The following is a 10,596-nucleotide window of genomic DNA, read 5'->3' as shown; positions in this document are numbered from 1 at the left end:
GCCGGCGCGATCAAGCTGCACTTGGAGGCGGTGGCAGCAGCCGACATTTTGCCGCGCGCCCTCGACGAGGTTCCGGACGCCGCCGAACGAGTGAGCCTCGCCCCGGTGCCGCCGGCCGTGCCGCCCGCGCTCGCCGACGGCGCACTGCTCGAACGGGTCGTGGCCAACCTGGTCGGCAACGCGGTCAAGCACACCGCTTCACCGGTCACGGTCGCGGTATCCGCGCTCGGCCGCTGGGTCGAGATCCGGGTCATCGACCGCGGCCCGGGCATCCCGGCGGCGGACCGAGCCCTGGTGTTCCGGCCCTTCCAGCGGCTCGGCGACCGGGACAACACCGCGGGCGTCGGGCTCGGCCTGGCGCTGGCGCGGGGTTTGGTCGAAGCGATGGGCGGCACCTTGGCGCCTGAGGACACGCCCGGCGGCGGTGTCACGATGGTGGTGTCGCTGCCCGCCGCCGCGGCCGTCGCCACAGCCGGGATCGAAGAGCCGGAAGACGAAGACAGGGAGTTGCTGACGTGATCCGCGTGCTCGTGGTGGACGATGAGCCCCAGCTGCTGCGTGCCATGCGCATCAACCTCACCGCGCGCCGCTACGAGGTGGTGGTCGCGGCCGACGGCGCCGGCGCCCTCGACGCCGCGGCCAAGCACCTGCCCGACGTGGTCGTCCTCGACCTCGGCCTGCCCGACATGGACGGCACCGACGTGATCGCCGGCCTGCGCGGCTGGACCAAGGTGCCGATCCTGGTGCTCTCCGGCCGCGCGGACTCCGCCGACAAGGTGGACGCGCTCGACGCCGGCGCCGACGACTACGTCACCAAGCCGTTCTCCATGGACGAGCTGATGGCCCGACTGCGTGCCCTGATCCGCCGCAGCGAGACCGAGACCGCCGCCGAGCCCGCCGTGACGATCGGTCACTACACGGTGGATCTGGCCGCGAAGACGGTGCAGCGAAGCGCCGTGGCCCCCGAACAGACACCCGAACAGGTGCATCTGACAAAAACGGAATGGGCGGTGCTTGAGGTACTGGTCCGAAATCCCGGAAGGCTCGTCTCCGGCAAGCAACTGCTGCAACAGGTATGGGGTCCGGCGTATCAATCCGAGACCAACTACCTCCGGTTCTATCTGGCAAAGCTACGCCAGAAGCTTGAACCGGAGCCGTCTCACCCGCGACAACTGCTTACCGAGCCTGGCATGGGATATCGCTTCGAACCGTGAGAAAGGCCAACGTGCGATAGCGCACATCCAGCACCGAGTTCGGCGATTGGTCCGATTCGGCCCGGGGGCGGTGTTATCCTTAAAGCACGGTAAAGGCACGATGCGGCTGCGGCATGCATCTGCACTTGACTGAGGGCAGGTCCGGGGTGGATTCTTGCCCTGCTCATCGTATGGGTGTTCGGTGCCGATGACGCGCAGCGCGTGAAGCATCGCAGAGCCCATATACCGGCGGAGCGCTACGGCGCCACGGACGAGGGGAGGCGATGATGGAACCCAGTAGTCCCGGCCATAGTACGGGCCCTGTGAGAACGGGATCCGTCTACGCGCACACACGCCCTCATCCGATTCCGGCGTGCGCGGCGCGCTGAGCCGCTGACCTTCGAAAAGCCTCGCACTCGTACCGAACGTGCCCTGTCTAGAGCACGCTGGGTACGCGTTCGCGCGTTCCAAGGTCCATCGAGCCAGGCCCTGACGCACGCTGCCTGACCACACGTGCGTGCTCGCTCGTGCCAAGAAACCAACCTGGCGCGGACGTGTGCGTGGCGTGAGGAAGGACCGCGCACCATGACCGACCTCATCATCGCCCCGGCCAAGAGCGCTGTTTCGCACCACGCTGCTTCGACGAAGGCTGCGTCGGCTAACACGGTCTCGACGAAGAGCGCAGTACTCGACGACGCCCATGTCGGCGACATCCGCGGGGCGCTCGGCACGATCAAGCATGGCGACACCGCAGCCCGCCAGGGCCTGTCCGCCAAGTTCAAGACGCTGCTGGCGATCGTCGGCCCCGGGTTGATCGTGATGTGCGGCGACAATGACGCCGGCGCGTTCTCCACCTATGGCCAGAGCGGCCAGAACTACGGCACCCACCTGCTGTGGGTGCTGCTCTTGCTCGTCCCGGTGCTTTATGTCAACCAGGAGATGGTGGTACGCCTCGGCGCGGTCACCGGCGTCGGGCACGGCAAGCTGATCATGGAGCGGTTCGGCCGCTTCTGGGGTGCGTTCAGCGTCATCGACCTCTTTCTCCTCAATGCCCTGACCCTGGTGACCGAGTTCATCGGGATCACCCTCGCGGTCGGTTACCTCGGCCTGCCGAAGGCGCCGTCGGTGATCGCGGCCGGAGTGGTCGTCATCGCGGCCGCGTCCACCGGTTCGTTCCGCCGCTTCGAGCGGGTCGTGATCACGCTGTGCGCCGGCAGCCTGCTGCTGATCCCGATCGCGCTGATGCTGCACCCGACCGCAGGGCAGATGGCCCACGGCTTCCTGGTGCCGCAACTGCCGGGCGGCGGAGGTCAGGAAGCCGCCGTGATGCTGCTGATCATCGGCCTGGTCGGCACGACGGTCGCGCCCTGGCAGCTGTTCTTCCAGCAGTCCTACGTCATCGACAAGCGGATCACCCCGCGCTTCATCAAGTACGAGAAGGCCGACCTGTGGATCGGCATCGTCGTCGTGGTGATCGGCGCGGCGGCGATCATCGGCTTCGCCGCGGCCGCCGTCGCGAACACCGGACTCGCCGGACACTTCAGCGACGCGCAGGGACTCGCGCAGGCCATCTCCGCCAAGGCCGGACACGTGGCCGGAATCCTGTTCGCTATCGCGCTGCTGGACTCCTCGATCATCGGCGCCTTCGCCGTGTCCCTGTCCACCGCCTATGCGGCAGGCGACACGCTGGGCATCAACCACTCGCTGCACCGCGGCGTGAAGCAGGCCAAGGGCTTCTACGCGGTCTACGTCGGCCTCATCGGGATCGCCGCGACGATCGTGCTGATCCCCGGCTCGCCGCTCGGGCTGATCACCAACGGCGTGCAGGCCATGGCCGGCGTGCTGCTGCCCTCCGCCTCGGTCTACCTGCTGGTGCTGTGCAACGACAAGCAGGTGCTCGGCCCGTGGGTCAACGGACGCAAGACGAACCTGTTCACCGGATCGGTGCTGGCCGTCCTGGTCACCCTCTCGATCATCCTGACCCTGGCCGTGCTCGACCCGAATCTGACCGCCGGCCAGATCCTCGACATCATCGAGGCCTGCGGCGTGTTGAGTCTCGTGTTCGCGGGGTATGCGCTGCTGAGCCGACGCCGCCGCCCGGCCGAATCGATCGACCGAGCCAGCGCGCTGGACTGGCGGATGCCGCCGCTGTCCGTGATCGGGCGCGCCGCGATGCCGACGAGCCGCAAGGTCGGCATGTCGATCCTGCGCCTCTACCTCGCCCTCGCCTCGGTGCTCGTCGTCGTGAAGATCGTGCAGATGGCGCTGCACCAATAAATCAATACGGGCGGCAGCTGTGAGCCGTCACAGCGCCGGTGGCTCTGGCGTCTCCCGAGTCCCATCAGTTCGCCCAGAAGTATGGAGAAACCCTGAAAACGCTGGGCTGCCGCAGACCGGCTCGCTAAGCTCCCGCCGAACGGGGACCGGATGCACGTGCTGACGCGCCGTGCATCCGGTCGAGCGATCCAGCGTCAGGAGTCCCAACCGTGCCCACGCCGCCCGCACTCACGCCTACACCTACGTCTCCACCCACGCGATCGATCGAGGCCGTCGTCTTCGACGTAGGGGAGACCCTGGTTGACGAGACCGTCGAATACCACGCCTGGGCCGACTGGCTCGGCGTGCCGCGGCACACCTTCTCCGCCGTGTTCGGCGCGGTGATCGGGGCCGGCCGCGACCATCGCGAAGTATTCGATTACTTCCGTCCCGGCTTCGACCTGGAGGCCGAGCGGGAGCGGCGGGCCGAGGCGGGGCGGCCCGAGGGATACGGCGAGCGGGACCTCTACCCGGACGCCCGCCCGGCCATGGCCGCGCTGCGCCAGGCCGGATACCTGGTGATCATCGCGGCGAACCAGACCCGCCGCTCGCACCGGATCCTGGACTCGCTGCGCCTGCCGGTGGACCTGGTGACCACCTCGGACACCTGGGGCGTGGCCAAGCCGGACCCGCGCTTCTTCACCAAGGTCATCGAGGTCTGCCGCACCATGCGCCCGACCGCGAGCGCCGAGCGGATCTGCTACGTAGGCGACCGGCTCGACAACGACATGCGCCCGGCCTGGGAGGCGGGCCTGCGTACCGCGCACATCCGGCGCGGACCGTGGGGCCACCTCGCGGCCGAGCACAGTGATCTGATCGCCAAAGCCGACTTCCGGCTGACGAACCTGACCGAACTGCCCGCCCTGCTCGCCGAGGCCTGAACCGGCCTGAACCCAGATCGCAACCCGCCATCCGCAGACGGTTCGCAGGGAATATGGTGGAAGCGGATCACCACCAGGCGGGGAAAACGGCGGATGGGGGCAGTTTCGGCTGTGGCAACGACGACCACGCACGCGCCTGCGGGCATCGGCGAGAGCGGGCTGCAATTCGCCGCCGCGCCGCAGGCCGGCCCTGACCCTTCCGGTCCGCCCAAGAGTCGCAGCCGGCTGACCACGCCGGCCCGGCTCTGGGCCGCGCTGATCGCCGCACTGGTGGCGTTTCTCGCCATCGGCGGCACCTGCGCCGCCACGCTCGCCACGCGTCAGGCCTCGGAGACACACGCGGCCGGTTCCTCCGAGCAGCTGGTGCAGAACGTAAACGAGCTCTACCACGCGCTCGCCGAGGCCGACGCCACCGCCGCGACCGGGCTGCTGGTCGGGCCGGTCCAGCCGACCCGGCTGACCGACCTGTACAACAGCGACATCAACCAGGCGGTCTCCGCGCTCTCGACGGCGTCACGGGAACTGGCCGGGGACGGCGCGGCCTCGAAGCAGCTGAGCAACGTCGCCGGTCAACTGCCGCTCTACACGGCGTACATCGCGACGGCGCAGGCCAACAACCGGCTCAGCTACCCGGTCGCCGGAGCGTACCTGCACGAAGCCTCGAAGCTGATGCACGATCAGATCCTCGCGGAAGTGCAGAGCGTCGCCGACGAGGAGTCGGCCGCGCAGCGCTCCGGGCAGGCGGAGGTCACCGGCTTCCCGATCTGGATCGTCGTCGTCGGCCTGCTCGCGGCGACGGTCCTGGTCCTCTGCGGCCGCGAACTATCCCGCAGTACTCGGCGGCGCTTCAACGTGGGCATGCTGTGGGGCGCACTGATCGCGCTCGCCGTCGTCATCTGGTCCCTGGTCGCGGTCTCCTCCGCCGCGAATGCGGCGAACCGCGCGCAGGCGGACTTCGACAAGGTCGCCACGACGCTGTGGGACCGCGACAGCCTCGCGCTCGCCGACTCCTACCAGTCGCTCACCCTGGTCGATCGCGGCGAGGACAACGGAACCGACGCACAGGCCCAAGCCAAGGCGCTCGGAAACGTCGATTCGGCGGAGCTGACCGGTGACGCGGCAGCGCTATACACCAAGCTTCGGCAGCAGATGCACAACGTGCAGAGCGCCGTCGACGGCGGCGACTACTCCCACGCCGTCGACCTGATCGTCGGGCATGGCTCGCAGCCGAGCCCGAACACGTTGAACTCCGACGCCGCGGCCTTGGACGACGCGCTCGTCAAAACGTTCAACAATGATCAGGCCTCGTACGCCTCCGACGCCAACAGCGCCTCCTCGGCACTCAGCGGCGCGGTGTGGGGCGGGCTGATCGGCGGCATGCTGGCGGCGCTCGCGGCCGCGTACGGGATCAACCGGCGGCTGGCGGAGTACCGATGACCCAGCCGACGAACACGCGGGGAAACGGGGAGCGGACCATGGTTACGACGAGCGGACGCCCCACCTTGCGGCACTTGCGCAGCAAGCCGCGAACAGCAGCATTCCTCGCCGCGGCGACCGCTTCGGCTCTCGCCCTCGCGGTCTCCGGGTGCAGCGCGGGAGTGGTCGACGTCGGTGCGCATCCGAACGTCTCGGTGCCCCAGCCGGGTGCGCTCGTGACCGGGTCGCCGTCCGCGGGGCCGACCGCAAGTTCCCCGACCTGCAACACCGCGGCGCTTTCTCTCCGTCCGACCGCCGGTGACGCCACCAGCGCCTCGGTCAACTCCATCAGACAGCGAGGCAAGCTCGTCGTCGGTGTGGCGCAGGACGAATACCTCACCGGATACCTCAACGCGTCTGGCCAAGAGACCGGTTTCGACGTAGACATCGCCAAGCAGGTCGAGCAGGCGATATTCGGCAACCAGGACCCCAGTCACATCCAGTTCCGCGCGGTCACCAACGCCGAGCGCATCACCGCGTTGCAGACTTCCGACCCGGCCCAGGCCGTGGACATGGTCGTGGACACCTTCACGATCACGTGCGAGCGCGCGCAACAAATCCAGTTCTCCAGCGTCTACTACAACGCCTACCAGAAGCTGCTCGTGCTCAAGAACAGCGGCTACAAATCCCTCGACGACCTCGGCGGCAAGAAGGTCTGCGCCCAGATGGGCTCGACCTCGCTCCAGAAGGTCACGACGTACAAGTCGCACCCGATCGCCTACGGCGTCACCAATCTGACTGATTGCCTCGTCGCGTTGCAGCAGGGTCAGGTCGACGCGATCTCCACCGACGACACCATCCTGGCCGGGCTCGCCGAGCAGGATCCGAACACCGTGGTGGTCGGCCCGCAGCTCGAACCCGAGCCGTACGGGATCGCCGTCTCGTCCGCGAACACCGACCTGATCCGCTTCATCAACGGCGTCCTGGCGACGATCCGCGGCAACGGCACCTGGCAGCACATCTATTCCACCTCGCTGCAACCAGCACTGGGCCCGCAACAGCCTCCCGCCGCCCAATACGCTGACTAACGTGGTGGCCATGGTCTTCCCCGCATTCGGCCCGCCGACCCGCGAGGCCGTCGACGCGCAGCTCGCGCGGCTCGGACAGGACGCGGCCCGGGTCGCCGACGCGCTGCTCGCGCTCGCTGACCATCCCGGCTACAAGCTGCTCGACAGCGCACCGCTGACCGGCCTGACCGCGCAGCGCTGGCAACGTGCCGCCGCCCGCATCGCCGGGCTCTGGGACGACTACACCGCGTTTCAGGACGTGCTCAGCCGCGCCAGCGAGATCCGCGGCCGGCGGGCCAAGCCGCGCCCCGAAGACCTGAACGCGATCGCCGAACTGTTGCGCGGTAAGTCGATCACGCTCTCCACCAAGCATCTAGCCCTCTCCGAGCGCACCCTGCTCGGCCCGAGCACGGTCAGCGAGACCGCGAGCCTCGCCGAGACGTTGCACCGGATGAACACCGACTTCCAGCTCGCCGCCGACTTCGTCACCGCGGCTGATGCGACCTGGAACCGGCTGTTCCAGCAGGCCGACCCGGTGCAGGAACGGCTCAAGCAGGTCGCCTCTGTGGTGCGCGAGGTCGAGGACCGTGCACTGGCCACCGCACTCGCCGGAATCGGCGACGAATACGCGAAGCTCCGGCGCGACGTCTTCGCCGATCCGATCGGCGTCGCAGCGCCCGGTTCGGCCTTCGCGAACCGGCTCGAGCGCATCCGGCAGGATGTCGAGTCGGTCGCGGCCGCCGCGACCGGAGCCGCCGATCTGCGCGCCGACTTCGAGCGGCGGACCGCGCAGTTGTCCCGGCTGATCGATCGGATCGCCGACGTCGAGGACGCCCAGCGCGCCGCCGAGCGCGAGACCAGGGAGAGGATCCTGGTCGGCGCGCTGCCCGCGCACACCACCCAGGCGCCCGCGCTGCGCGCCCGGCTGGCCGCGCTCGCCGAGCTGCGCGACCGCGGCTTGTGGCGCAGACTCGCCGAGGAGGCCGCGGCGCTGGAGACCGCGCTGGACAACGCGCTGACCGCCGCGAACCGGGTGCACCAGGCGGTCGCCGGGCTGCTCGAACGTCGCGAGGAACTGCGCGGAAGACTGGCGGCGTACCGGGTGCGCGCGGCAAGATCGGGTGCTGCGGAAGATCCGCGACTTGAGGCGCAGTACCTCGAGGCGCACGATCTGCTGTGGTGCAAGCCGTGCGACCTGGCGGCGTCCACGCGGGCGCTGGCGGCGTACCAGAAGGCGGTGCTGGCCCTGGACCAGCCCGGCCGAGGGGGAGGGGTGCGAGCGTGAACGGGGTCAAGTGCGGCCGTCCTGGCTGCGACGGCCTGATCGAGGACGGGTACTGCGATACCTGCGGGCTGGCGCAGAAATCACCAGCGGTCGCCGCTGCTGCTGCGTCCGCGGTCGCAAGCGTGGGCACTCGGGGACCGAGCGCGGTGCCAACGGGAATGTCCGCCGGGTCCGGTCCGCTGCTCTGCGGCCGTCCCCGCTGCGACGGCCTGATCGAGGACGGGTACTGCGATACCTGCGGCATGGCCGCGACTTCCAGGAAGACCTCTGCGACAGCGACCGTTGATCCAGTCGGCGGCGCCCACACCGGCTCGGGCACCGCCAGCGCGCCAGACAGCACAGCGCACCCGAACACCGCATCTTCGCGCACTGGTTCGGCCCGCGGCTCCGCGGTCTCCAGTCGCACCAGCTCCAGCCGGACCTCCTCCGGCCGAGCCCGCGGTTCGGCGGTCTCCGCACGTACCGCCTCCTCCCGCCCCGGATCCACCCACGGCTCGCGCTCCACCGGACGCGGCGGCCTCGGCCTCGGCCTGGTCGAGATCCCGCAGGTCGAGTACCGCGATCCGAGCGAGGCCGTGCTCTCCGACCCGCAAGTGCCCGAGCACAAGCGGTTCTGCTCCAAGTGCGGCGAGAAGGTCGGACGCTCCCGCGAGGGCCGCCCGGGACGTACCAGCGGCTTCTGCGCCAAGTGCGGCGGCGGATACGACTTCAACCCCAAGCTGGCCGCCGGAGACCTGATCGGCGGCCAATACGAGGTGCTCGGCTGCCTCGCGCACGGCGGACTCGGCTGGATCTACCTCGCCACCGACAACAACGTCTCAGGGCGCTGGGTCGCCCTCAAGGGCCTGCTGGACACCGGGGACGCCGACGCGCTGGCCGCGGCCGTGGCGGAGCGCCGGTTCCTCGCCGAGGTCGAGCACCCCAACGTCGTCAAGATCTACAACTTCGTGCGGCACCAGCTCGACGACTACATCGTGATGGAGTACGTCGGCGGCAAGTCGCTCAAGCAGATCGCCCTCGACTACAAGGCCGAGAACGGCAACAAACCGCTGCCGCTGGAGCAGGTGCTCGCCTATGCGGTGGAGATCCTGCCCGCGTTCGGCTATCTGCACTCCATCGGCCTGCTCTACTGCGACTTCAAGCCGGACAATGTGATCCAGTCCGAGGAGCAGCTCAAGCTGATCGACATGGGCGCGGTGCGGGCTTTCGACGACGATGACTCAGCGGTCTACGGCACCGTCGGCTATCAGGCTCCGGAGATCGCGGAGCACGGCCCGTCGATCGAGTCCGACCTGTTCACCGTCGGCCGGATGATGGCCGTGCTCGCCTTCGAATTCAAGGGCTTCACCACCACCTTCGCGACCACGCTGCCGCCGCGCGACTCGGTGCCGGTTCTCAGCAAGTACGAGTCCTTCGACCGCGCGCTGCGCCGAGCCACGCACGGCCAGCGCGAACGACGGTTCTCCTCCGCGGCCGAGATGTCGGTCCAGCTGACCGGGGTGCTGCGCGAGGTGCTCGCGCTCGGCGACGGGGTGCCGCGCCCGGCCCTCTCCACCCTGTTCACCGGCGAACGCCTGGCCGTGGGCACCGATCTGGCGCAGCCGGACGGCAGGCAGTTCGCCGCCGCGCTGCCGATCCCGACCGTCGACCCGACCGACCCGAACGCGGGCACCCTGGCCACCCTCGGCGGCAGCCCGCAGCAGATCATCAATACCCTGAACAACCTGCCGAACCCGTCCACCGAGGTCTACTACCGGCTGGTGCGCGCCGAGATCGAGGACGGCCGGCAGCGCGAGGCGGTCGGCTGGCTCGACCTGCTGCAGCAGCAGGATCCTTACGACTGGCGGGTGCACTGGTACCGCGGCCTGCTGGCGCTGACCCTCGACGAGGGCGCCGGGGCGCGCGCGTACTTCGAGGCCTGCTATGACGAGCTGCCCGGGGAGCTGGCGCCTAAGCTGGCCCTGGCCGCCGCCGCCGAGCTGGCCGGTTCCCGCGAGACCGCCCTGCGCTACTACCAACTGGTCTGGTCGGTGGACCGGTCCTACGCGACCGCCGCCTTCGCGATTGCCCGGCTGCGCGCGGCACAGAAGGATTTCGCGGGCGCGGTGGAGGTGCTCGGCCAGGTACCCGAGTCCTCGATCCACCACACCGCGGCCGAGATCCAGGCAATCACCACCCGCATCGGCTCACCCGGCTTCGCCGACTGGGTCGCGCCGGCCGAGTTGAACGAGCTGAGCGCCCGCGTCGTCGCGCTCGGCCTCGACGGCGAGGCGCACGAATCGATGGTGTGCCAGGTGTTGCTCGGCGCGCTCGGCTGGCTCGTCGCGCACCGGCCGTCCCCTGCCGTCGGGCGCAATGCCTTGCAAGGCCGGGTGTTCGACGCCGACCTGACCGAGCGGCAAGTGCGCCTCGCCCTGGAGCGCTCGTACCGGGCGCGC

8 protein-coding genes are annotated in these 10,596 nt (G+C 69.3%); all 8 read left to right on the top strand.

All coding sequences use genetic code 11. The features are described from left to right. Positions 1-519, top strand: a 519-nt coding sequence (locus tag VN779_RS18970) for a sensor histidine kinase (protein ID WP_325725187.1), incomplete at its 5' end; no start/stop codon positions are given. Further along, positions 516-1,214, top strand: coding sequence for a response regulator (locus tag VN779_RS18965; RefSeq protein ID WP_325725185.1), 699 nt, complete (start codon positions 516-518; stop codon positions 1,212-1,214). The genes VN779_RS18970 and VN779_RS18965, both read left to right, overlap by 4 nt. A 564-nt stretch (positions 1,215-1,778) precedes the next feature. Next, positions 1,779-3,470: an NRAMP family divalent metal transporter gene (locus VN779_RS18960; RefSeq protein WP_325725183.1), complete on the top strand. Its 1,692-nt coding sequence runs from the start codon at positions 1,779-1,781 to the stop codon at positions 3,468-3,470. 209 nt (positions 3,471-3,679) lie between these two features. After that, the gene (locus VN779_RS18955) at positions 3,680-4,390 is read left to right on the top strand and encodes an HAD family hydrolase (RefSeq protein WP_325725181.1); all 711 of its coding nucleotides are present in this window, start codon (positions 3,680-3,682) and stop codon (positions 4,388-4,390) included. Positions 4,391-4,501: 111 nt separating this feature from the next. Continuing rightward, positions 4,502-5,827, top strand: coding sequence for a hypothetical protein (locus tag VN779_RS18950; RefSeq protein ID WP_325725179.1), 1,326 nt, complete (start codon positions 4,502-4,504; stop codon positions 5,825-5,827). Between the two features lie 38 nt (positions 5,828-5,865). Continuing rightward, on the top strand, positions 5,866-6,894 hold the full coding sequence (locus tag VN779_RS18945) for a glutamate ABC transporter substrate-binding protein (RefSeq protein WP_325725177.1): 1,029 nt from the start codon (positions 5,866-5,868) through the stop codon (positions 6,892-6,894). Between the two features lies 1 nt (position 6,895). Then, positions 6,896-8,158, top strand: a complete 1,263-nt coding sequence (locus tag VN779_RS18940; RefSeq protein ID WP_325725175.1) for a hypothetical protein — start codon at positions 6,896-6,898, stop codon at positions 8,156-8,158. After that, the coding region (locus VN779_RS18935; RefSeq protein ID WP_325725173.1) for a serine/threonine-protein kinase at positions 8,155-10,596 on the top strand (2,442 nt) is incomplete at its 3' end. The genes VN779_RS18940 and VN779_RS18935, both read left to right, overlap by 4 nt.

It is taken from the genome of Actinocrinis sp. (assembly GCF_035605935.1).
Lineage (GTDB): Bacteria > Actinomycetota > Actinomycetes > Streptomycetales > Catenulisporaceae > Actinocrinis.
Note: the sequence above shows the minus strand (reverse complement) of the source record. Positions and strands in the feature narration are given on the sequence as shown.

What these genes read in the sequence shown, in the direction of transcription:
- VN779_RS18960 (WP_325725183.1), top strand. Translation starts at nt 1,779, where the DNA reads ATGACCGACCTCATCATCGCCCCGGCCAAGAGCGCTGTTTCGCACCAC.
- VN779_RS18945 (WP_325725177.1), top strand. Translation starts at nt 5,866, where the DNA reads ATGGTTACGACGAGCGGACGCCCCACCTTGCGGCACTTGCGCAGCAAG.